Source organism: Gordonia sp. PDNC005, from assembly GCF_016919385.1.
Lineage (GTDB): Bacteria > Actinomycetota > Actinomycetes > Mycobacteriales > Mycobacteriaceae > Gordonia.
Genome location: NZ_CP070351.1, coordinates 2,603,330 through 2,625,425 on the forward strand (window position 1 = coordinate 2,603,330; position 22,096 = coordinate 2,625,425).

At 66.8% G+C, this 22,096-nt stretch carries 22 protein-coding genes and 1 riboswitch; of the genes, 15 read left to right on the top strand and 7 right to left on the bottom strand.

Going from position 1 to position 22,096, the window contains the following annotated elements; genetic code table 11:
• Window positions 1-78 precede the first annotated feature (78 nt).
• From JVX90_RS12330 to JVX90_RS12340, 3 genes are all read left to right on the top strand, one after another.
• Complete coding sequence (locus JVX90_RS12330) at window positions 79-939, top strand: hypothetical protein (protein ID WP_205329055.1); 861 nt, start codon at window positions 79-81, stop codon at window positions 937-939.
• 257 nt (window positions 940-1,196) lie between these two features.
• On the top strand, window positions 1,197-2,192 hold the full coding sequence (locus tag JVX90_RS12335; protein ID WP_240193884.1) for a hypothetical protein: 996 nt from the start codon (window positions 1,197-1,199) through the stop codon (window positions 2,190-2,192).
• A 53-nt stretch (window positions 2,193-2,245) separates the two neighbouring features.
• Window positions 2,246-3,454 carry an alpha/beta hydrolase gene (locus JVX90_RS12340; RefSeq protein ID WP_205329056.1) on the top strand — a complete coding sequence of 403 codons (1,209 nt, stop codon included), beginning with the start codon at window positions 2,246-2,248 and terminating at the stop codon, window positions 3,452-3,454.
• A gap of 21 nt (window positions 3,455-3,475) precedes the next feature.
• Here JVX90_RS12340 and JVX90_RS12345 read toward each other — a convergent pair whose 3' ends face one another.
• Window positions 3,476-4,000: a hypothetical protein gene (locus JVX90_RS12345; protein ID WP_240193885.1), complete on the bottom strand. Its 525-nt coding sequence runs from the start codon at window positions 3,998-4,000 to the stop codon at window positions 3,476-3,478.
• A 31-nt stretch (window positions 4,001-4,031) separates the two neighbouring features.
• Here JVX90_RS12345 and JVX90_RS12350 point away from each other — a divergent pair, with 31 nt between their 5' ends.
• The 3 genes from JVX90_RS12350 to JVX90_RS12360 all read left to right on the top strand — a co-directional run bounded on the left by JVX90_RS12350 (window position 4,032) and on the right by JVX90_RS12360 (window position 7,282).
• Window positions 4,032-4,595: an HhH-GPD-type base excision DNA repair protein gene (locus tag JVX90_RS12350; protein ID WP_205329057.1), complete on the top strand. Its 564-nt coding sequence runs from the start codon at window positions 4,032-4,034 to the stop codon at window positions 4,593-4,595.
• A 36-nt stretch (window positions 4,596-4,631) separates the two neighbouring features.
• Entirely contained in the window at window positions 4,632-5,510 is an 879-nt protein-coding gene (locus JVX90_RS12355) for a hypothetical protein (protein WP_205329058.1), read from the top strand.
• A 263-nt stretch (window positions 5,511-5,773) separates the two neighbouring features.
• Window positions 5,774-7,282, top strand: coding sequence for an HNH endonuclease signature motif containing protein (locus JVX90_RS12360; protein WP_205329059.1), 1,509 nt, complete (start codon window positions 5,774-5,776; stop codon window positions 7,280-7,282).
• Window positions 7,283-7,424: 142 nt separating this feature from the next.
• Here JVX90_RS12360 and JVX90_RS12365 read toward each other — a convergent pair whose 3' ends face one another.
• Window positions 7,425-8,798 carry an NAD-dependent succinate-semialdehyde dehydrogenase gene (locus JVX90_RS12365; RefSeq protein ID WP_205329060.1) on the bottom strand — a complete coding sequence of 458 codons (1,374 nt, stop codon included), beginning with the start codon at window positions 8,796-8,798 and terminating at the stop codon, window positions 7,425-7,427.
• 20 nt (window positions 8,799-8,818) lie between these two features.
• A complete protein-coding gene (locus tag JVX90_RS12370) occupies window positions 8,819-10,117 on the bottom strand; it encodes a hypothetical protein (RefSeq protein ID WP_205329061.1) in 1,299 nt (432 codons plus the stop codon).
• 62 nt (window positions 10,118-10,179) lie between these two features.
• Between JVX90_RS12370 and JVX90_RS12375 the strand changes: the two genes are divergently transcribed.
• Window positions 10,180-12,555, top strand: a complete 2,376-nt coding sequence (locus JVX90_RS12375; protein WP_205329062.1) for an acetyl-CoA acetyltransferase — start codon at window positions 10,180-10,182, stop codon at window positions 12,553-12,555.
• A 10-nt stretch (window positions 12,556-12,565) separates the two neighbouring features.
• Here the strand turns inward: JVX90_RS12375 and JVX90_RS12380 are convergent, their stop codons facing one another.
• Window positions 12,566-13,294 carry a hypothetical protein gene (locus tag JVX90_RS12380; protein WP_205329063.1) on the bottom strand — a complete coding sequence of 243 codons (729 nt, stop codon included), beginning with the start codon at window positions 13,292-13,294 and terminating at the stop codon, window positions 12,566-12,568.
• A 90-nt stretch (window positions 13,295-13,384) separates the two neighbouring features.
• On the opposite strand from JVX90_RS12380, the gene JVX90_RS12385 reads away from it, so the two are divergent.
• From JVX90_RS12385 to JVX90_RS12415, 7 genes are all read left to right on the top strand, one after another.
• Complete coding sequence (locus JVX90_RS12385) at window positions 13,385-13,996, top strand: TetR/AcrR family transcriptional regulator (protein WP_205329064.1); 612 nt, start codon at window positions 13,385-13,387, stop codon at window positions 13,994-13,996.
• Window positions 13,997-14,019: 23 nt separating this feature from the next.
• On the top strand, window positions 14,020-14,784 hold the full coding sequence (locus JVX90_RS12390) for a hypothetical protein (protein ID WP_205329065.1): 765 nt from the start codon (window positions 14,020-14,022) through the stop codon (window positions 14,782-14,784).
• Window positions 14,785-14,868: 84 nt separating this feature from the next.
• Complete coding sequence (locus JVX90_RS12395; RefSeq protein ID WP_275889927.1) at window positions 14,869-16,392, top strand: CoA-acylating methylmalonate-semialdehyde dehydrogenase; 1,524 nt, start codon at window positions 14,869-14,871, stop codon at window positions 16,390-16,392.
• A gap of 10 nt (window positions 16,393-16,402) precedes the next feature.
• Window positions 16,403-17,575 (top strand): acyl-CoA dehydrogenase family protein, encoded by a 1,173-nt coding sequence (locus JVX90_RS12400; protein ID WP_205329066.1) that lies wholly within the window; start codon window positions 16,403-16,405, stop codon window positions 17,573-17,575.
• 29 nt (window positions 17,576-17,604) lie between these two features.
• Window positions 17,605-18,471, top strand: coding sequence for a 3-hydroxyisobutyrate dehydrogenase (mmsB, locus tag JVX90_RS12405; RefSeq protein WP_240193886.1), 867 nt, complete (start codon window positions 17,605-17,607; stop codon window positions 18,469-18,471).
• A gap of 37 nt (window positions 18,472-18,508) precedes the next feature.
• On the top strand, window positions 18,509-19,003 hold the full coding sequence (locus JVX90_RS12410; protein WP_205329068.1) for a MarR family transcriptional regulator: 495 nt from the start codon (window positions 18,509-18,511) through the stop codon (window positions 19,001-19,003).
• Window positions 19,004-19,148: 145 nt separating this feature from the next.
• Window positions 19,149-19,358 (top strand): CsbD family protein, encoded by a 210-nt coding sequence (locus JVX90_RS12415; RefSeq protein WP_205329069.1) that lies wholly within the window; start codon window positions 19,149-19,151, stop codon window positions 19,356-19,358.
• 52 nt (window positions 19,359-19,410) lie between these two features.
• On the opposite strand, the gene JVX90_RS12420 is transcribed toward JVX90_RS12415, so the two are convergent.
• Window positions 19,411-19,725, bottom strand: a complete 315-nt coding sequence (locus tag JVX90_RS12420; RefSeq protein ID WP_205329070.1) for an SMR family transporter — start codon at window positions 19,723-19,725, stop codon at window positions 19,411-19,413.
• 17 nt (window positions 19,726-19,742) lie between these two features.
• Window positions 19,743-19,807, bottom strand: a riboswitch (guanidine-III (ykkC-III) riboswitch).
• Between the two features lie 105 nt (window positions 19,808-19,912).
• On the opposite strand from JVX90_RS12420, the gene JVX90_RS12425 reads away from it, so the two are divergent.
• Window positions 19,913-20,281: a DoxX family protein gene (locus JVX90_RS12425; RefSeq protein WP_205329071.1), complete on the top strand. Its 369-nt coding sequence runs from the start codon at window positions 19,913-19,915 to the stop codon at window positions 20,279-20,281.
• On the opposite strand, the gene JVX90_RS12430 is transcribed toward JVX90_RS12425, so the two are convergent.
• Together JVX90_RS12430 and JVX90_RS12435 are read right to left on the bottom strand one after the other, a co-directional pair.
• The gene (locus JVX90_RS12430; RefSeq protein ID WP_205329072.1) at window positions 20,278-20,928 is read right to left on the bottom strand and encodes a response regulator transcription factor; all 651 of its coding nucleotides are present in this window, start codon (window positions 20,926-20,928) and stop codon (window positions 20,278-20,280) included. The two genes, JVX90_RS12425 and JVX90_RS12430, sit on opposite strands and share 4 nt — an antisense overlap.
• Window positions 20,925-22,040: a histidine kinase gene (locus tag JVX90_RS12435; RefSeq protein WP_240193887.1), complete on the bottom strand. Its 1,116-nt coding sequence runs from the start codon at window positions 22,038-22,040 to the stop codon at window positions 20,925-20,927. The genes JVX90_RS12430 and JVX90_RS12435 overlap by 4 nt, the downstream gene beginning before the upstream one ends.
• Window positions 22,041-22,096: the final 56 nt, after the last annotated feature.

Below are 22,096 nucleotides of genomic sequence, written 5' to 3' on the forward strand. Positions count from 1 at the left end.
ACACCAGCCTCAGTAGTTTCACGGGGTTCGGGTTAGACTCTCGTCACTGTCCGAGCCGTCTATCGATAGGACCCCGTCGTGCGATTTGCGCGCACCAGCCGCACCGCCACCGTCGTCGCAGCCTTCGCTGTGACCGGCGCGCTCGTCTCCCCCGCGCTCGCTCACGCCGAACCCGCCGCCCCGGCGCCGTCGGCCGAGCAGACCATCCCAGTGCCCGAGACCGCACCGGACGTCGATCCCGCCGTCCTCAACTCACTCGGCGCATTCGCCCCCGCTCTGATCGGCTCGATCGCGACTCGCGACGACAACGGTCAGGTGAACGACAACCTCCTGGAGCAGGCACGCGCACTCGCGAACAATCCGGCCCTGCCCGCGCAGGCGGCCGCCACGTGGCGCCAGCTCATCGACTTCCTCGGCGAGCCCGGCAAGGCCAAGGCAGTCGAGGCCGGCGCGATTCCGGCGGCCGAGCAGAACGTCGCGAAGAAGAAGAGCGACTCGCCGAACATCCCGACTGGCCCGAAGAAGCCCCGCATCCAGCAGTTCCTCTACCCGACCATCGGCCTCGGCTGCATGGCGGGCGGCGGCAACTCGGTCGGCATGGCTCTTGTCACCGCCGGACCGCAGCAGGCGCCGGCCCCCGGCCCGAAGCGCGGCCAGGCCGGCTTCGTCTACACGAGCCTCGGCACCGGCCCGGCGAAGTCCTCGCCCCGCCGCCTGTACGTGACGTGGCTGAATCTCGAGAACGGCCGCAGCGGACGTACCGCGCTCAAGCCGAACCCGAAGATCAACGCCACGAAGGGTCCGGGCACGTTCACCGGGATCGCCAACACCGGCCGCGGACGCATCGTCTCGACGATCTACGGCGACGTGACGACCACCCAGAAGGGCCGCACCGTCTCGTGCACCATCGCGCCGACGATCGGCACCGCGATCATCTGACACGAGTATCGCGACGAAACACCCTCCGGCAGCGCCGGAGGGTGTTTTTTCTCATCCCGGCCTGCGATTCGGGTCACTCGACCAGGCCCGAATGTCGCGCTGACGTCACAACTCGGACTCGCTCCTTGAAATTCGCCCCCTCGACACACCACCATTAACTTCAACACCATTTGCCACACCCGTCACACGAACTCGTCGATGGGCGACAGACCGTGGTGAATTCGCAAGTTTGTGGAGGAGACGACGTGAGTGCAGTCGTGAAAAGTTCGATCCGTGCCGGAATCGTCGGAGCCGCAGCGGCATTGGCCGTGTCGATGAGTGGTGTCGCGGCCGCCGATCCTGCCGCGCCGTCCACCGCCCCTCCGGCGACCACGCCTCCCACGACCGCCGCACCCGGCGCCCCGGCGGGTGAGGCGCCCAGCCTGTCCGGCATCCCCGGCGACGCCGAACTCGCCGACCTGCTCCGGACGTTGAAGTCGTCCGGGGGCAGCGAGCAGGCGATCGCCGCACTGTCGTCGATCCTCGGCTCGTCCGGCCAGCTCGATCCGAGCACGCTCCTGTCGACGTTCGGAATCAACCCCGGTGCCCTCGACTCGATTCTTCCCTCGGCGACCACACCGCCCGCCACGACACCGCCTGCACCCGGCGCTCCCCCAGCGCCCGTCGAACCGAACCAGGTGGACGCTGCCGTCCGCCCCACCAACGTCGACGCCCTCACGACTCTGCAGAAGTTGACCGGCACCCAGATGCTCAGCCCGGCGATCGCACCGTTCTGCGCTGCTCCGACTGACGACAATCCGCTCGGCCTCGTGACAGCCCCCACTGTCGCCATTCCCGGGCCCTGGCCGATCGGCGACTCGACGATCGTCGGCAGTCTGGTCAAGGGCATCGGCGGTGACAGTCTCCTCAAACTGCTCGACCCCGCCGCGACAGCACCACTGCAGGAGATCAAGGACGGTCAGACCGCTTACGCGCTCGTCCCGCCGACCGCTCCCGGGTCGACGAACCTGAACGTCGCATGGTTCAACACCTCCACCATGAAGGGCGGCCTCGAACCGCTCAAGCCGCTGGCCGACGACAAGACTGCGGGCCCGATGCTCAAGGCGCTCGCAGCGACGCCCGGGTTCAGCGGCGTCCGCCTGGCCCGCGCATCCACCGGCGAAGGTTCCGTCCTGTCCGCAGTGTTCGGTACCACGACCACCGCCGGGCGCACTTGCTACTTCCTCCCCGCGCTGGGCGTCGTCAAGAACTGACGCCGTCCGCACCGCCACAACCGAATTCACGCTCGAAGACTGAGGTACTTCCCATGAATGCGCAGCCCCGCCGCATCGATCCCGCACTCGCCGCCCCCACCGAACGGACGGGTCGACGTTCCCGCACCGCCATCCGAGTCGGTGCCGTGCTCGTTGCAGCCGGAGTCGTTGTCGGCGGCGTGACGGCCACCCGCGCCATCGCCACGCCGCAGGACTCCGCTCCCACCGCACCGGGCGGGCAGACCGCAGGCACGGTGTTCGCCAACCGGGCGGTGTCCGACGCCGACCTTCCCGCCTCGGCGGCCGTCGGACAGCAGTTCAGCTACTGGACCCTCGGGGCCGACGAACGAACCCACCTCACCACCGCGACGGTGCTTCAACCCAAGGGCACCGCCCCTGCGGGTGGTTGGCCGGTTGTCGTCTACGCCCACCGTCCAGACGGACTGTCGCTCGGATGCGCCCCCTCCAAGCGTCGCGCATCACGCGACACGGCGGCCGTCTCCGGACTGTTGCGCAGTGACTACGCCGTGGTGATCCCCGACTACACGACCGTCGGAGTCACCGGCTCCCCGCAGTACGTCGATTTCGGCGTGTCCGCGCACACCGTCGTCGACGCGGTGAAGGCACTCACCGACATCGAGCCGAGTGTGTCGCCGCGATGGGCGGCTGTCGGAGACTCGCTCGGTGCAGGCACTGCCGTTGAGCTCGCCCGCAGTGCCACCACCTGGCAGAAGGGATCCATGGACTTCCGCGGCGCTGCAGCGACCACCCTGCCCGTCGGGTACGACGACGTGCTCGCAGGTCTGAGCCCCGCGTCGAGCCCCGTGTCACCGGACACCGTCGCCGACGTCGTGTATGCACTCGCCTCGCTCGACGCCGACGATGTGACCCCGTTGCTGACACCCCGCGGCAAGGAACTCGTCACCAAGGCTCGCACGATGTGTGCGCCCGCCCTCACCAAGGCCATCGGATCGACCAACCTGTCCGCGCTGGTGACCGCCCCGTTGGCGGCCAACTCGGCCCTCGACACCGCACTGCGCGAAGGTCTGCAACTCCGCACTCGAGGATTCAGCAGGCCGATCCTCCTCAGCCAGAAGCTGGTCGATGACGAGACCGCGGTTCCCGCCAACCTGCGGTACCTGACAACGGCTCAGCTGTCGAGCAACAAGGTGCTCGCCAAGACGTACCTCACCGGAAGCCCGACCGATGCGTCACGTCAAGAACAGGCCGCGGTCGCCGCATTCCTCAAGGGCCTGTTCTGACAGGACCTGCGGGCTCGGGCGTCACCACGCGTTGATCGTCGTTCCGCACCTGCTGAATTGTGGGTTCACCATCGGGTTCCACGCCATCGCTCCGATCTTCTGACGAATCGACAGCTTGACCGGGCCGGCGCCGGGATGAACCACCGTTTGCCAGGTCACCCGATGCGCACGAGTGGGTGTGACGACCGCTCCGCGGCGACCCGTGCGTAGGTTGTGCCAGGTGACACGCGTGGAGATCGTGTACTCGGTGATGTTGAGCCACGGATCACCCGTGATCGGCTGGTTGGCCCGCAGTTCGATCGCCGGTCCGGGCAGACTGTCGGACGGGAACCGGATGCCGGTGTAGATGTCCACGGGCAGCCGGATGCGCGGTTTGGGCCACGGGTTGGCACTGTCGCACCGGATCGTCTTCACGTAGTGCGGTTCGGCAGACGGCACCGCATTCGCCTGTGGCGGCGCGACGATCGCCCCCGCCGTTCCCACCGCGACGAGCAACGACGCCGCGATTCTCGCATTCCGTGACCGAGTCCCCACCAGTGTCCGCATGGCGACAGTGTGCCAGCACTACCATGGCCCCATGGCGAGAATTCAGATTGCTCAGGACCCGGTCGCCGACGAGCTGCTCTCGACGGACCCGTTTGCACTTCTTGCGGGCATGTTGCTCGACCAGCAGTTTCCGATGGAGCGTGCGTTCGCCGGCCCCGCCAAGATCAAGGACCGTTTCGGCACCCTCGATCCGGCGGCGATAGCTGCCGCTGAGCCCGAAGCGTTCGCCGATCTGTGTGCCACTCCCCCGGCCGTTCATCGCTACGGCCGCTCGATGGCCGGAAGGATCCAGGAGCTGGCACGCGTCGTCGTCGACGAGTACAACGGCGACACCGCATCGATCTGGACGACGGCACGCAGCGGCGAGGAACTGTTCGGCCGAATCCGAGCCCTGCCCGGATTCGGTGAGCAGAAGGCCAAGATCTTCACCGCGTTGCTCGCGAAGCAGCTCGATGTGAAGCCCGCGGGTTGGACCAAGGTGACTGGTGATTACGGCCGCAAGGGTTTCCGTTCGGTCGCCGACGTGGTCGACGCCGACTCGTTGATCAAGGTCCGCGAATTCAAGAAGGCCGCCAAAGCGGCCGCGAAGAAGTAGTAGGGCGTACGTGGTACCGCCGGGTACACTTCGCGCATGAGCAAGGCACCCATCGACGCACGCGAGGTCATTAGCCTGCCGTTCCGCGTCGGATTCGCCACCGCCGGCATCGTGCTCGGCACTGCCGAATCGATGATCAACGTCGCACGCATCACTGCAGGCAGCATCGAGACAGAGGTCAACGACGTGCTGGGCGTGCAGACGTCCGCCGACATCGCCTCCGTCCGAGCGCCGCTGACGATTCTCGCGCAGGTCGCCGATCTGCTGAGCGCCGATCGCCCATTCGGCCGAATCCTCGCGACAGGCGGCCCGCTCGACCGACTGATCCAGCCCAACGGCGTGATCGATCGACTGACAGCGCCCAACGGACTGTTGGAGAAGCTGACTGAAAAGGGCGGCATCCTCGATCAGATGACCGATGAGAAGGGAATCCTGATGCGGCTCGCCGCGAAGGACGGCCCACTCGACCGACTGACCCGTGACGGCGGCGTCGTCGACCAGTTCACCGAGAACGAAGGCATCCTCGAACGCCTCACGTCCGAGGGTGGCATCGTCGACAAGCTCACCGCGCCCGACGGCATCCTCGAGAAACTGTCGCGGCAGGACGGTCTGCTCGACCGCGCCGCCAGCGATGAGGGATTGCTCGACCAGCTCCTCGGCGAAGGCGGCGCCATCGACCGGCTCATCGAGCCTGGTGGTCCGCTCGACAAGTTCACCGAGTTGGCAGAGACCCTGGCATCGCTTCCCCCGAATCTCGCGGCGATGCAGGAGACCGTCGATCATCTCAACGAGGTCGTCGAACTGCTCAACGCCTCGGTCGCCCCGATCGGCGGCATGGTCGAGAGACTCCCCAAGCGGCTCACCCGAGGCCCTGCTGGCAACGGCCGCAACGGCTACGAGCCGCCCGCACTCTGACCAGACCCGCATAGATTCACGCCCTCGGCCGCACCGGTCCTCACCGGTGCGGCCGGTGCGTTTCGCCGCTTCTACTGCTCGTTGAGCGCCTTTCGCCTCGCAGGCTCGCTCAAGATCCGCGAAGCGAGTCGAAGCGTCCGCACACCCAACCGCCGTTCTGGTCGAACTGACAGACTAGTCTATTGTGTTCTGCAACACACATGGCTATAGTGGAGATATCAAGCAACCCGGACATCGCGACACATCAGAAGGAGGCGGACACCATGACCAGTACCTTTGATCTCCCCGATTCGCCTCTTGAACTCGCTCACCTGCAGGACGCGGTGGCCGTGAAGCTGTCGTCTGTGTCGCTGACCCCGATGACCGACGACGACGTGCTGCAGATGTCTGGCATTCTCGAACAGTCGCATCGCCGATCGGACGGCGTCGACGCCCGCGTCTTCGCCGAAGTCTCCACTCGTGGTGCGTACCGCAAGGCCGGCGCCCAGACGCCGGGCAAGTACCTCACCTCCGCGCTGCGCCTCGGTGCCGGCGCGAGCAAGCGCCGCCTGACTGCGGCGTTGGCGATCAGCCCGATGTACAACTACTCCGGCGACCAGCTCGACCCGGCCCTGCCGGCCACCGCAGCCGCGGTCGCCGATGGCGACCTCTCGGTTGACCACGTCAACGAGATCGTCGCCGTGATCGAGGAGATCCCCGCCGCCATCCCGGCAGAGGACAAGGCCCGCGCCGAGGCCGAGCTCGCCGAACTGTCCCGCGACCTGACCCCGGAGGGCACCCGCGAAGTCGGACGCCGCATCCTGGCTCACCTCGACCCCGATGGATCGCTGACTGACGACGCCGACCGCGCACGAACCCGAGGATTTGCGATCCAGCCGCAGGACAAGCGCCTGATGTCCAAGATCCGGGCACAACTGTCGCCGGCGCTTCGAGCCAAGCTCGAAGCCATCCTCACCCTGTGGGCCGAGCCCGGGATGAACAACCCCGACGACCCCGAGTCACCCCGCGGCGCGGCCTACGGCGCCGACGCCGAGGCACTCTCCGCCGCCCGCGAACGGGATGTCCGGTCGCAGTCCCAGCGCAACCACGACGCACTCGAAGCAATGCTCGACCACCTCCTCTCCAACGGCGCCCTCGGCGACTCCGTCGCCCTCCCCTCGCATTTGGTGGTCACCGCATCGCTCGAAGACCTCGAAAACCGGGCAGGTGTTGCGGTCACCGCCACCGGCACGCGTCTTCCGGTCGCTGATCTTGTGGACATCGCAGCCGATGCCACCCCATGGCTCGAAGTGTTCGAGGGCCAGTCCTCGCAGATCCTGTATTTCGGGCGTGGCCGCCGCCTGGCGTCACTGGCTCAACGGTTGGCATTGTTCGGAAGGGACCGCGGGTGCACCGCACCCGGCTGCACCACCCCGTGGTCACGGACCCAGGCCCATCACATGCCCGACTGGCACGACGGCGGCCCCACCGACATCAATCATCTGGGCGGGGCCTGCGGCAGGCATAACCGCAGCGTCTCCACCACGCCCGACGGATGGGAGACCACCATCCTCACCACCGGTCCCTTCAAAGGCCGGGTCGGATGGCGACCCACCGGCTCCAACCAGCCGTGGAAAGTCAACCACTCGCTCCAGCCGGAGAAGTTGCTCCCGGCACTGCGTGCCACCAAGTCCGGATCAGCGGTCGAGAAATGGCTCTCCTGCAGGATCCCTGCCCCACCACCCGGACCGCCGGCCCCACCAGGGATCGACGTGGTCCGGAACCCCGCCTGAGCTGGTCAGGCGGGGACACCGCCATGCCCTGCTCCACGTAGATCGTCGCCTGCTTTCGACTCGCAAAGCTCACTCAAGGAGCAGGAGGGCAATTCCGCTCAAGGAGCAGGGAAGTTCTGCGAGTCGAAAGGCAGGACAACATCTATTTGGCGACGCGGCGGAGCTTCACGTTGGCGAACTCACCGAGACCCCACTGGCCGAGCTCGCGCCCGTAACCCGACTGCTTCACACCACCGAACGGGAGGCCCGGCAGCGACGTGCCATGCTCGTTGACCATCGCGTTGCCGACATCCAGGCGCTCGGCGATGTCCTTGCCGCGCTCGACGTCGGACGTCCAGACCGAACCGGTGAGGCCGTACTCGACGTCGTTGGCCAGGGCGACTGCCTCTTCGTCGTCCGACACCGAGTACACGACGGCGACCGGACCGAAGATCTCTTCGCTGTACAGGTTCATGTCGGGGGTGACACCGGTGATCACGCCGGGCGACATGAACGCTCCTGGACCATCAAGCGCTGCACCGCCAGTGTGCAGAGTCGCGCCCTGGCTCACTGCCTCCTCGACCTGACGGACCACCTCGTCCCGGGCGGTGACGGACGACAGCGGCCCGACAAACGTCGACGCATCTGAGGGGTCACCCACAGCCAACGCATTCACACCATCGATGAGACCCGCGACAAAATCGTCGTACAGGTCGTCCTTGACGATGAAGCGCTTCGGCGAGTTGCAGGCCTGGCCCGCGTTCATCATGCGCATGCCCGCGGCCTGCGCGCCCGCTGCGCGCGCATCCGGGCTGTCGAGGACGATGAACGCGTCCGACCCGCCCAACTCGAGCACCGACTTCTTCAGATTGCTCGCTGCGATCTGTGCGACGGCGGCACCCGCGCGACTGCTGCCAGTCAGCGAGACGCCCTGGATACGGCGGTCTGCGATCATCGTCGCCGCCTGCTCGTTGGTGGCGTAAACGTTGATGTACGCGTCAGTCGGTGTGCCCGCAGCATGCGCGATTTGCTCCATCAGCGCAGACGACTCTGCGCAGATCGGTGCGTGCTTGAGCACAATGACGTTGCCCAGCAACAGGTTCGGGGCAACAAAACGCGCCACCTGGTAATACGGGAAGTTCCACGGCATGATGCCGAGGATCGAACCGACCGGGACACTCGTCACCGACGACTCCGCGGCGCCCTGTGGGTCGAGCTGCTTCGTCTCGAGGAGCGCCGGGCCGTTCTCGGCGTACCAGTCGTAGATCATGGCGGTCAGGGCGAGTTCACCACCGGCCTGCGGCAAGGGCTTGCCCATCTCCTTCGAGATCACGGCACCGAGTTCGGCGGAGCGGTCACGGTAGGCCTGAGCAGTCGCTCGCAGCACCGCCACGCGCTCGTCGATCGATGTGGCTCGCCACGACTGATAAGCGGCGGCGGAACGTTCGAGGATCGGGTCGATCTGGTCGTCCGAGAGCGTCTCGAACTCTTTCTCGACGATGCCGGTGGACGGGTTCGCGGTCACATAAGACGTCATGCGCCCGACCATACGCCGACTTATGGCCCGTCGGTCGGGATCTGTGCGAGCTCATCGAAGACACTGGCCAACGACGCGATGTAGTCGTCGACTCCATCAGTGATCGGGCCGCCGGCATTGACCGAGAGCGTGACTGTGTCACCGATCCGGTGCACTCCGTGAGTGAGGCTGTGAGCGCTCGACAGAGCGGGGAATCCGGCGGTGAACTTGACCGATCCTCCGCCGAGCGTCAGGTCGGCCGCCCCTCTGTGCACCGCCGAGACCACCGCCCAACCTGCCACCGACACGGGTGGCGGCCCATCCGCACCGAGCCGCGCCGCCGTGGCTGCGAGGACGGCGGGCGCAGAATCTGCGGCTCGGCGCGAGGCGGCCCGAACAGCCGACGACACCCGAACACGAGCGGCGCGGATCTCGTCTGCGATCAGCCTCGCGCGACGGTCACGGTCTCGGACGTCGGCATGGAGACCGATGCCCACGGTCTGGAAGTTGTTGCGTGCCGGTGGATCTCTGTCGTCGTTGAACGCGACAGTCAGCTCCACCGACGCGTCGCGGCGAGGCGCATTCAAGAAATGCGGAAGCACCTCGGCTATGCCGACCAGCACCCCGACCGTCGTGGATCGCCCAGCCACCCGCAGGGAGGCTGCATCGAGCGTGAGTGTCCGCAGCTCCCGTATTCCTCCCGGTCGGACGTTCGCTCGTGTCGGCGAAACGTCGGCGCGTCCCCTGCCGGGTTCGTCGGCCGCCGCCCAGACCGCAATGCCCCGGACCGTAGCACTCAGCAGATGCGCCCCGATCAACGCCCCGGAGCGCAGGGCCGCCAGTCGAGTGTCCTCGACCGAGACGGACTCGTCCCGTAGAAACGGTGCGGGCTCGCCGCCGAACAGCGCCCGAGCGATCGACGACACGCGCCGCCCGTCGCCCACCGCGTGTGAGATCTGCAGCACGGCAACACGCCCCGGCCCATCGACCCGTGGAACACCCGCGACAGAGTCGAACACGTGCACCCGCCACAGCGCTGACGATTCGTGCAGTGGACGGAGTCCTGTTATGGCGGCCAGGCAAGCAGGCCAATCGTCACCGGACATGACGACGATCGCGTCATCTCGGATCGGTGCAGGCACCCAGCGTGGAAAGTCGAGATCACCGGGCACAGTGCGGACGTCCAGGTGCAGATCGGCGATCGCTGCGGCTCGACGCCGGAGCTCCGTGACCATGTCCGACTCTCCACTGCGATCGAATGCGAAGAGCAGGAACTGGTCGTTCGCGGTGCCCCGTCCCGACCAGTACATCGCGGCGTCTGCTGGCGCCATGGAGAACATCGGGATCCCTTCCACCACTACCTGAATGCCATCAGCCAATGGCAACGTGGGAACGTAGCGTCATGGCAATCACGACCGCCGGCGACATCGATCCGGCCACACCCGTCATCGTAGGCGTCGGTCAGGCGTCCGAACGTCTCGGCGATGCCGACTACCGAGGACTCGGCGAGGCCGATCTCGCGGCCGACGCCGTCCGTGCCGCGTTCGCCGACACCGGGATCAACACCGCGCAGGTCGCGGCACTGATCGACGTCGCAGCCGCTGTGCGGTCGTTCGAGAAGTCGAGTCCGGCGTCGTCGTCTCCGCTGGGTCGGCCGAACAACATGCCACGTGCCGTCGCGGCCCGCATCGGGATGACGCCCCGCCGGGCCGTCGAAGAGGTCACCGGCGGCCAGAGTCCGCAGCATCTGGTCACCGAGTTCGCCACGGAGATCAGCGCGGGCCGCACCGATGCCGTGCTGCTGTTCGGAGCGGAGGTCATGTCGACGGTCCGCGCGGCCCTCAAACAGGAGGAACGTCCCGACTTCACGGAGAGTCTCGAGGGACAGCTCGAGGACCGCGGCTACCAGATCGCCGGCCTCACTTCCATCGACGAGGTGAAGCACGGGGTGGTGATCCCCATCGCGCAGTACTCGCTGCTGGAGAACGCTCGCCGCCACCGGCTGGGCATGTCGCAGGTCGAGTACGCCACCCACATGAGCGAGCTGTTCGCGCCGATGACACGAGTCGCCGAGGCGAATCCCCATTCGGCGAGCACACATGTCCATTCGGCCGACGATCTCGCGACCCCGACCGACGAGAACCGGCGCGTCTCCGTCCCCTACACGCGACGCCTCGTCTCCCGCGACCAGGTCAATCAGGCCGCCGCAGTGGTCCTCATGTCGGTGGGAGCCGCGACAGAAGCCGGCATCGACCCGTCGCGGTGGGTATTCCTGCACGGCTACTCCGACCTGCGCGAACCGCCGCTGCTCGAACGTCCCGACCTGTCCCGGTCCCCCGCTGCGGCAGCCGCGCTCGATGCGGCGTTGGAGATGGCGGGCATCGGCGTTGACGACGTCAGCGCTCTGGACTTGTACAGTTGCTTCCCCATCGCAGTCTCGAACGCCGCCGACTCTCTCGGCCTGGCGGCCGACGATCCGCGCGGCCTGACAGTCACCGGCGGTCTCCCCTACTTCGGCGGCCCGGGCAACAACTACTCGATGCACGCGATCGTCGAGATCGTCGACCGATCCCGGCGTGCACCCGGCTCTTTCGGGCTGGTCGCCGCGAACGGCGGGGTGATGAGCAAGTACTCGGTCGGCGTCTACTCGACGACGCCTCGAGGTCTCGGGCCCTCCACCTCGGATGCCGTGCAGGCCGAACTCGACGTGGCGCCACGGGTGGAGATCAGCCGGTACGCCGACGGGCGCGCGACGATCGAGACGTTCACCGTCCTCAATCCCGACCGTGACGACCGTGCGGGAACCGTGATCGGACGGCTGTACGACGGAACACGATTCATCGCCACCGCCGACGGCGACGCTCTGCTCGACCTGTTGACCGGACCGGGCGATCCGATCGGGCAGACCGTGCACGCGCGATCGTCGGCATCCCGGAACATCGTGACGGCGACCCGTGCCGAGCTGGACGACCGCCATCCTCGGCCCGCGATCGGGTTCTCCGACGAGTACCAGGACCTGATCGTCCGACGCGACGGGCATGTTCTCGAAGTGGTGATCAACCGTCCCGACTCCCGCAACGCGATCAGCCCGGCGACCAACGCCGAACTCGACGCAGTCTTCGACGCCTACTTCGCCGACCCCGACCTCTGGGTCGCGATCCTCACCGGCGCAGGCGACAAGGCGTTCTCCTCGGGCAACGACCTCGCCGCCAGCGCGGGCGGAAGCGGCTTGTCGATGCCGGAGAACGGCTTCGCGGGTCTCACCGCCCGCGCTCACCTGCCCAAGCCGATCATCGCGGCAGTCAACGGCCTCGCCCTCGGCGGAGGCCTGGAGATCGCGCTGGCCTGCCATGTGATCGTCGCCGACGAGAAGGCCACGTTCGGGTTGCCCGAGGTGAAGGTCGGCCTGGTCGCCGCCGCAGGCGGCCTCGTCCGTCTTCCTCGGGTCATCCCACCCGCACTCGCCCGCGACATGATCCTCACCGGTCGCCGAATCGACGCTGCGGACGCGCTCGCCCACGGCCTGATCTCCCGTGTCGCTCCGCACGGGGAGGTGCTCGAACTCGCGCGGACCGTCGCAGAGGAGATTCTCGCTGCGTCGCCCGTTGCGGTCCGCTCGTCGATCGGCACGATCGCTCGGGCCGACGCCGAACCCGACACAGTGACCGCGGTCCGGGAGAGCCTCGACGTCCTCAACACCGTCCTGGTCAGCGAAGACACCCGCGAAGGCATCATGGCGTTTGTGCAGAAGCGCCCGCCGAACTGGTCGGGCAGGTAGCCGGGAGGCTTCAGCCGGCGAACGCGGCCTCGAACCAGTTGGAGAACTCGCAGGCGAGATGCCACCGGTGCCCGGCGATCACGGTCTGCAGCATCGGGAGCGGAAACTCGACGAGCAGTCGCGCATGGACGCCGTTGTCGGTGTCGCGAAACTGGTGACGGACGCCGCCGATCGGGCGGCCCGTCGAACTGAGCGCAACACCGTCGAGCCGGACCGGAGACCGCGCGTCGATCGGCGTGACCAGGCTCGACACGTCGTCATAGTCGATGTCGAAGAGAGCCGCGAACGGGCTGCCCCCGTTCGTCTCGAGAACCTGCTGTCGACCATCTGTCATGCGGAGCACGAAGTGGTCCGGGCAGGCACGCTCCATCGCGTCCTGGTTCGAGGAGAACGTGATCTCGGTGAACCAGTCGGCGAACTGCTGTGCCGTGCCGCCCGGCACCTCGAGTTCGGTGACGCAGATGCGCCGACGCCGACTGAGGGATGCCTGCGCGCGTCCGACGACGTCGGCGATCCGGGCGTCGCGCGCGAGTCGGCGGAGTATCTCGTCGTCACCGAGAGTCCGCTTGGTCTGCAGCCAGGCCTCACGACGTTCACCGACCGGCATCGGTTCCGGCACCGGAACGCCGAGCTTCTTCGCCGCGGCGTCGATTCGCTTGTCCTCCCAGGCGAGGACGTCGGCGCGAGACACCTGCCGACCGTTGATCGTTGCGGTGATCTCGAGACGCGGCTGATCCATTTCATCCCTAACGCTAGATTAACTATCGTTAAGCAACGCTAGGCGCGTCATTTCACGGCGTCAACCCCCGATCCCGCAAGAATGGAACTCGTGTCCGACACCAAACAACCCACCCGACGCACCGGTGGGCGTTCCGCGCGAGTGCAGGAGGCCGTCGAAACCGCCGCCCTGAAACTCCTACTGAGCGGCGGACGCACCGGGCTGACGATGCGCGCCGTCGCACAGGAGGCAGGGGTCGCCGAGACGACCGTGTACCGAAGGTGGCCGTCGACCGATCACCTGACCGCCGCCGCACTGCTCAGACTCGCCGACACGGATAACCCGATCCCCGACACCGGCTCGCTCGTAGGCGATCTGAGTGCCCTGCTGACACAAGTCGTCGACCTCTTGAGTAGGCCGGAAGTGATCCGAGTGGTCCGGAGCGCGGCCGCACTCGACGACGAGGCAACAGTCAGCCAGGCTCGTACGGCGTTCTTCAGCGGCCGATTCGCAGCGTCGTCGGTGATCGTGGAACGGGCCGTCCTCCGCCGAGAACTACCCTCGACCGCCGACCCGTATCGCGTCATCGAAACCCTCGTCGCCCCCGCCTACATGCGCGCACTCCTGGGCAATCGGACGTTCGACGATCAGTTCGTCGCCAATTCGGTCGCCTACACGCTCGCCGGAGCGAGGGCATTCGGCACGGAACCGCCCCGACGATAGGTTCGTCCGAGAAGGATGTATCCATGCACTGGTTCAACTGGTGGTGGAGCCACGAAGTGATCCACGGCGGCAAGGGCCCTCTCCTGCTCGCCTTGATCGCGTTCGTGGCCACATTCCTGATCACCCGAATCGTCACTCGGCTGATTCGGGCCGGCGTCGGCCCCTTCGGAAACATCAACATCGACGGCGTCCATCTGCACCACTCCACACCCGGCGTGGTGATGGTGATAGGCGGTGGGCTCACCGCGGTCGGCGCGCCGACACTGTCCGTCTGGGCGTACCTCGCCGCGTTCGCCGTCGGAAGCGGCTCGGCACTTGTCCTCGACGAGTTCGCGATGATCTTTCGCCTGCGAGACGTGTACTGGAGCGAAGAGGGCCAGATGTCCATCGGCGCGGCGACATTGGCGGCCGCGTGTCTCTGCCTCGCGGTGGTGGGCCTGTCTCCCGCGAGCGTGCCCGGCCTCTCGGGAACCGTCGTGTGGATCCGGTACGCACTCATGGTGTACCTGGCCGTCAATCTGATCTCTGTGGCGATCGCCGCACTGAAAGGCAAGTACCCGACGGCAGTGGTCGGCGTGTTCGTCGCGCCAGTCGCATGGATCGCCGCGATCAGGCTGGCCAGGCCGGGATCACTGTGGGCCCGCATCCGCTACGACGAACCCCGGAGAGACCAGGCCCGCCGCCGATTGGACCGGTTCGACCACAGGTGGGGCCCCCTTCAGCGCTGGTGGGCCGACTTGATCGGCGGCAGGCCGACACGACCGGATCACTCACTGGAGAGAAACTAGGACGTCCAACCTATTGCATTACTTGGACATCCAAGTTTATGGTGATCGTGACCACCTGGAGAGATGTACGAGAGGCTGTTTCACATGGGCGATCTGCGCACCATCGACCACTACATCGACGGCGCACGCGTCGCGGGCACCGGCGCGACCGCCGACGTCTACGACCCCAGCACCGGCGCCGTGCAGGCGCAGGTCCCGCTCGCGTCGACTGCCGACGTCGACGCCGCTGTCGCCTCGGCCGCCGTCGCGCAGCGCGAATGGGCATCGTGGAACCCGCAGCGCCGAGCCCGCGTCATGATGCGCTTCGTTGACCTGGTCAACCAGAACATCGACGAGCTGGCCGAGCTGCTGTCGTCCGAGCATGGGAAGACGATCGCCGACGCCAAGGGCGACGTGCAGCGCGGGATCGAGGTCATCGAGTTCTCGATCGGCATCCCCCATCTGCTCAAGGGCGAATACACCGAGGGCGCGGGCACCGGCATCGACGTCTACTCGATGCGTCAACCCCTCGGCGTCGTCGCGGGCATCACTCCGTTCAACTTCCCCGCGATGATCCCGCTCTGGAAGGCAGGCCCCGCGCTCGCCTGCGGCAACGCGTTCGTCCTGAAGCCGTCCGAGCGCGACCCCTCCGTCCCGGTCCGCCTCGCGGAACTGTTCACCGAGGCCGGACTCCCGGACGGCGTGTTCCAGGTGGTGCACGGCGACAAGACCGCCGTCGACGCACTCCTGAACAATCCGACCGTTCAAGCCGTCGGATTCGTCGGCAGCTCCGACATCGCGCAGTACATCTACTCGACGTGCGCCGCGAACGGAAAGCGCAGCCAGGCGTTCGGCGGCGCCAAGAACCACATGATCGTCCTCCCGGACGCCGACCTCGATCAGGCGGTCGACGCCCTCATCGGTGCAGGCTACGGCTCCGCGGGTGAACGCTGCATGGCGATCTCGGTCGCCGTGCCGGTCGGTGAGGAAACCGCCGAAGCACTGCGCGCGAAGCTCGTCGAACGCATCGCGGCCTTGCGCGTGGGCCACAGCCACGACCCCGCCGCCGACTACGGTCCGCTCGTCAGTGCGGCCGCACTCGAGCGCGTGAAGAACTACATCGGCCAGGGCGTCGAGGAGGGCGCGGAGCTCGTCGTCGACGGTCGGACCCGTGGCAGCGACGACGCGCAGTTCAACGGCGTCGACATCTCCGGCGGCTACTACCTCGGCCCCACCCTCTTCGACCGCGTCACCAAGGACATGTCGATCTGGACCGACGAGATCTTCGGCCCCGTCGTGACCATCGTCCGCGCCGCGGATTACGAAGAGGCCCTGGCCCTGCCGACGGAGCACGAGTACGGCAACGGTGTCGCGATCTTCACCCGAGACGGCGATGCGGCTCGCGACTTCACCTCGCGCGTCCAGGTCGGCATGGTCGGGGTCAACGTCCCGATTCCGGTGCCCGTCGCGTACCACACGTTCGGCGGCTGGAAGCGGTCCGGTTTCGGCGATCTGAATCAGCACGGACCTGCGTCGATCATGTTCTACACGAAGACCAAGACAGTCACGTCACGGTGGCCGTCGGGCATCAAGGACGGCGCCGAGTTCTCCATCCCGACGATGAACTGAGCGCCGCGCAATGCCTTACCCGGTTCTGAACGACGACGACCGCATCGTCGTCGAGACGGCGCGCGACTTCGCGCGCAAACGCCTGGCACCGCACTCCCTTGAGTGGGACGCGACCAAACACTTCCCCGTCGAGGAGATGGCCGAGGCCGCATCGCTCGGCATGGCGGCCATCTACACCCGCGAGGACGTGGGAGGCTCCGGACTGCGCCGTATCGACGGCGTCCGCATCTTCGAGGAGCTCGCCAAAGCCGATCCGGTGACAGCGGCGTACTTGTCGATCCACAACATGTGCACCTGGATGGTCGACACCTACGGCACCGATGAACAGCGCAAACGCTTCGTTCCGAAGATGGCGTCGATGGAGTTCATGGCGAGCTACTGCCTCACCGAGCCGGGCGCGGGCTCGGACGCCGCAGCGCTGTCGACATCGGCCAGGCGTGACGAAGACGAGTGGGTGCTGCGCGGATCCAAGCAGTTCATCTCCGGCGGCGGAGTGTCGGACGTGTACGTGGTCATGGCCCGCACCGGCGATGCGGGCGCCCGCGGCATCTCGACGTTTGTGGTCGAGCGCAATGCGCCCGGACTGTCGTTCGGGCCTGCGGAGGCCAAGATGGGCTGGCACAACCAACCGACCGCCCAAGTGATCTTCGACGACGTTCGAGTCCCGGCCGACGCCGTGCTCGGCGGCGTCGACGGCGAGGGCACCGGCTTCTCGATCGCCATGAACGGGCTCAACGGCGGCCGATTGAACATCGCCGCATGCTCGTTGGGCGGCGCACAGTCGGCGTACGACGCGGCCCTCAAATATGTCGCCGATCGACAGGCGTTCGGGGCACCGCTGATCGACGAACCGACGATTCGCGCGACGATCGCGGAGATGGCGATGAACCTGGAAGCGTCACGACTGATGCTGTGGCGTGCCGCGGAGGCCGTCGACGTCGACGACCCGGACAAGGTGGAGCTGTGTGCGATGGCGAAGCGGTTCGTCACCGAGCATTGCTTCACCATCGCCGACCAGGCCCTGCAGTTGCACGGCGGATACGGCTACCTGCATGAGACGGGTGTGGAGAAGATCGTCCGCGATCTGCGTGTGAACCGCATCCTGGAAGGCACCAACGAGATCATGCGGATGGTGATCGGCCGCGCCGAGGCCGCCCGCGTCACCAAGGAGAAGACCAGATGAACGGGACGAGTGAAACGAGAGGGCAGACAATGCGAGTCGCATTCCTGGGCCTCGGCAACATGGGCGGGCCCATGGCCGCGAACTTGATCGCCGCGGGGCACTCAGTTGTCGGATTCGATCTGTCGGAGGCCGCTCTCGCGCACGCGGCCGAGCACGGGGTCGAGCCCGTCGACTCGGCGCGGGCGGCCGTCGACGGTGCGGACGCGGTCATCACGATGCTGCCGAGCGGCACGATCGTCAAGGCCGTCTACAGCGACGTCCTTCCTGTCGCAGCTGCAGGCACGGTGTTCATCGACTCATCGACGATCTCCGTCGAGGACGCACGCCACGTGAACGAGCAGGCACTCGCGGCGGGCATGCGCCAGGTGGACGCCCCGGTGTCGGGCGGCGTGAAGGGCGCCACCGCGGGCACGTTGGCGTTCATGGTCGGCGGAGACGACGTGTCGGTGGCTGCGGCCGAGCCGGTGCTCGAACCGATGGCCGGAAAGGTTGTGCCGTGCGGCGGTTCCGGCAATGGCCAGGCCGCCAAACTGTGCAACAACATGATTCTCGCCGTCCAGCAGATCGCCGTCGGTGAGGCGTTCGTGTTGGCGGAGAAACTGGGTTTGGCCGATCAAGCGCTGTACGACGTCGTGACGGGTGCAACGGGCAACTGCTGGGCGTTGCACACGAACTGTCCCGTCCCCGGCCCGGTGCCCACTGCGCCTTCGGAGAACGACTTCAAGCCCGGTTTCGCGACAGCCCTCATGAACAAGGATCTCGGGCTTGCGATGGACGCTGTCACAGCGACCGGATCGACGGCGCCGCTCGGCTCGCATGCGGCAGACCTGTACTCCGCATACGCCACCGAGCACGGACATCTCGACTTCAGTGCGATAATCGACACCTTGCGTTGACCGAGACTCGGTGAGCGATCAGACCCGAGGAGGACCTGTGCGGGACGACCGTGATCCGATCGCTCGGGCCCGACGAAACTGGGAGGACGCAGGCTGGGGCGGTGAGATCGCCGACGGCATGGAGGCGGTCACGTCCGTCATGCGTGCGCACCAGATCATGCTGGCGCGTGTCGAGCAGGAGCTGAAGCCGTTCGGCCTGACGTTCGCCCGGTTCGAGCTTCTGCGTCTGCTTGCATTCACTCGGCACGGCGAACTGCCGATCTCGAAGGCGTCGGACCGCCTACAAGTGCACGTGTCCTCGACGACGAGTGCGATCGCGCGGCTCGTCGACGCGGGACTCGTCGAGCGCCGCCCCCACCCGACCGATGGCCGGACGACGCTCGTCGCGATCACCGACACCGGCCGCGATCGTGTGGAACTCGCCACTGCCGCGCTGAACACTGTGTTCGCCGACATAGGGATGCCCTCTGCGCAATCACGCGCCCTGGTGACTGCTATCCGCTCTCTTCGTGCAGCTCACGGCGATTTCTGACGAAGTCACCTCCAGCATGGCGATGAACCCACGGCGATTCTGACCGCTGCGAGACCTGACGTCCTTCGGTAGCGTCGGCAGTGTCGTCCAATCGGACGACCGCCCCGTGGAGGGGTTGAGCGCTCGATCGAAGGAGATTCACGTCATGGGACTCGCAGACGACGCACAGAACAAGGCCGACGATCTGAAGGGCCGCGCCAAGGAGGCCACCGGCGCAGCGATCGGCGACGACGACCTCAAGAACGAGGGTCAAGCCGACCAGGGACTCGCGGCAGTACGCGAGAAGGCCACCGAAGTGGCCGACAAGGTGAAGGACGGCATCGACTCGGTGAAGGACAAGCTCACCGGGCACTGAGCAGACGACACAGCGGGCGGCCGAATTCGATTCGGCCGCCCGCTGTTCTATGTCAGGACGCGAGCTTCAGGCCCACGACTCCGCCGACGATCGCAATGATGCACATGATTCGGACTATGCTGACGGCTTCGTCACCGGAGACCATCGCGTAGACGACGGTGACGGTGGCGCCGATGCCGACCCAGATCGCATAGGCGGTACCGATCGGCAGATCGCGCATCGCGATCGCCAGTCCCGCCATACTGGCTACCAGTGCCACGGCGAAGACGACTGACGGATAGAGCCGGCTGAAGCCCTCCGACTTTCCGAGGGCGGTGGCCCACACTGCTTCAAGCAGCCCGGACACGACAAGAATGATCCACGACATGACGAGCACCTTTCGAACAAACACCGTCTTGTCGCAGGCCGGGTACGGTGAGCTCGTCCGGGGGCCGAGATCCGGCCACTCCCCTGACCATACCCAGCCTCGACGTGCAGGCCAATGCCCTTTCTGGTGCGATCAGTCACCACCAGGAACCATTGCCGCCGAATACCGATCGTCCTACGGTCAGAACATGAACGCACCGACTGACTTCATCCGTGATCCGCGCCTGTACCAACTCGCGGCGGTCGGCCAAGCCGCCGACGCAGCCGCCTGCATCGGTCCGATTCCCTACATCACCCGGTGCCTCGACACCGTCGAGTACCCGCAGACCAATCGCTGGATCTTTCCTGTGGTGAAGGGTGCGTCCGCGATCGGTCTTGCATCCGTCACGCGATCACCGGCGCTGGCGCGTCTGACTGCGATCATGCTGACGATCTACTTCATGCTCGCCGTCGGCTCCCATGTCCGCGTCCGCGACTTCGGACTCAACGCCGCAGCGTCGACGTCGTTCCTGCTCTTCTACGGTGCACTCGCCGCGACGGGACCGGCCGGGAACTAGACCACACCGGCCGCAGCGGCTATCACCGCCGCTTGGACGCGCGACGGCGCATCCAGCTTCGTCAGAACTCGCGAGACGTGCGTCTTCACCGTCGACTCCCCGATCCCCAGGCTCCGCGCGATCTGCGCATTCGACAGCCCTGCGCCCACACCACCGAGCACGTCGCGTTCACGGTCGGTCAATGCCGAGAGGTCGGGAACCGCGGGTGCGGGCCGGGTGCGCATGGCGTCGACGACTGCCCTGGTGACACCCGCGTCGAGGACGGCGTCCCCCTCGGCCACCCGCAGCGTCCCGTCGACGAGTTCTGCTCCGGAAGCCGTTTTCAGCAGGAAGCCCGACGCACCTGCAGACAGGGCGCCGACGACGTACTCATCGAGGCCGAACGTCGTGAGCACCAGCACCCGCGCATCGGTCGCGGCAGTGACTGCGGCCGTGGCCGCCAGACCGTCGACGCCGGGCATCCGGACGTCCATCAGGATCACGTCGGGTTTCAGCTCGGCGGACAGGCGGATCGCGGCGGCGCCGTCGGCCGCCTCGCCGATCACGGTGATCCTCCCCGAGGCCTCGAGCACCATGCGGAGTCCTTCACGCACGGCCGCGTGATCGTCGGCGAGCACCACCCGGACTCGGCTCGTCGCGCTGCTCATCGGGGAAGCTCCGCGGTCACGATCCACTCCTGTCCCACCTTCCCGGCGTCGAGGCGCCCGCCGATGCTCTCCGCCCTGATCTGCATGTTAGGCAGCCCCCGTCCCTTCGTCGACAGTTCTGCCCGTGCCCACCCGTTCCGTACCGTCAGGTGCACGACGTCGGCAGTGCCGGCCAGATCAACGGTCACCGGATGTCCGGGTGCGTGTTTGGTTGCGTTTGCGAGCGCCTCACCGACGATCCGAGTGACAACGGCTTCCAGTCGACGGGCCATCCCGGTCACGTCGCCGTTCACGGTGACTGTCGAACCGACAGCGTCGGCGGCGTTGATCAGCGGATCGAGCGACGACCATCCGGCAGTCGTGATGTCGTCCCCGTCCGTGGCCAGGAGGTCGATCATCGCCCGCAGCTCCCGCAATGCCGCGAGTGAGTTCCCGCGGATCGATTCGACGACGGATCCGGGATCGTCGGCGTCGCGCGCCGCTTCGGACAGGATCGCGATCGCGGACACGTGCCCGGCAACCGTGTCGTGAAGTTCCCGAGACAGCCTCCGACGTTCGTCTGCGAGTGCTGCCGACCGCTCGGCCTGCGCCTGCGCGACCGCAGCCGACTTCTCCGCGTCGGCTGCCCGCCGGGTCGCGACAACCGACAGACCGTAGCCGATCGGGGACAGCAGGAGAGCAACGCCGATCAGCCCGGTCAGCACACCGGCTCGTGCGCCCCCAGCGATCACTCCGGCGACCGCCCCGGCGACGGTGGCGACGACACCGAGCACGATCACAACACGTCGGAGGCGATCCGACCCGCGGACCACACCGATGTACATCACGTCCGACAGTGCGATCCACAACGGAAGAGACGGCCCCGCATACGCGTCGAACGCCAGCAGAAGACCCATGACACCAAGAGCGAGTGCGGGTCTGCGCTGGGCGGACAGTTGGACGACGAACGCCGCCGAGAGCACGCCGAGCTTGCCGTACCAGGGATATCGGTCGACGTCGGTGAAGAACACGAACGATCCGGCCGCCCACATGAGCAGACCGACGGCAAGGGTGCCGACGGCCATCAGGTTCGCCCCGGTCAGCAGTCTGTCTCGGCGGAATCGGATCGTCATCGTCTCCAACTACAGCACACCCGGCACTTCGGAGAGTCCCCCGAAAGTACGACCCC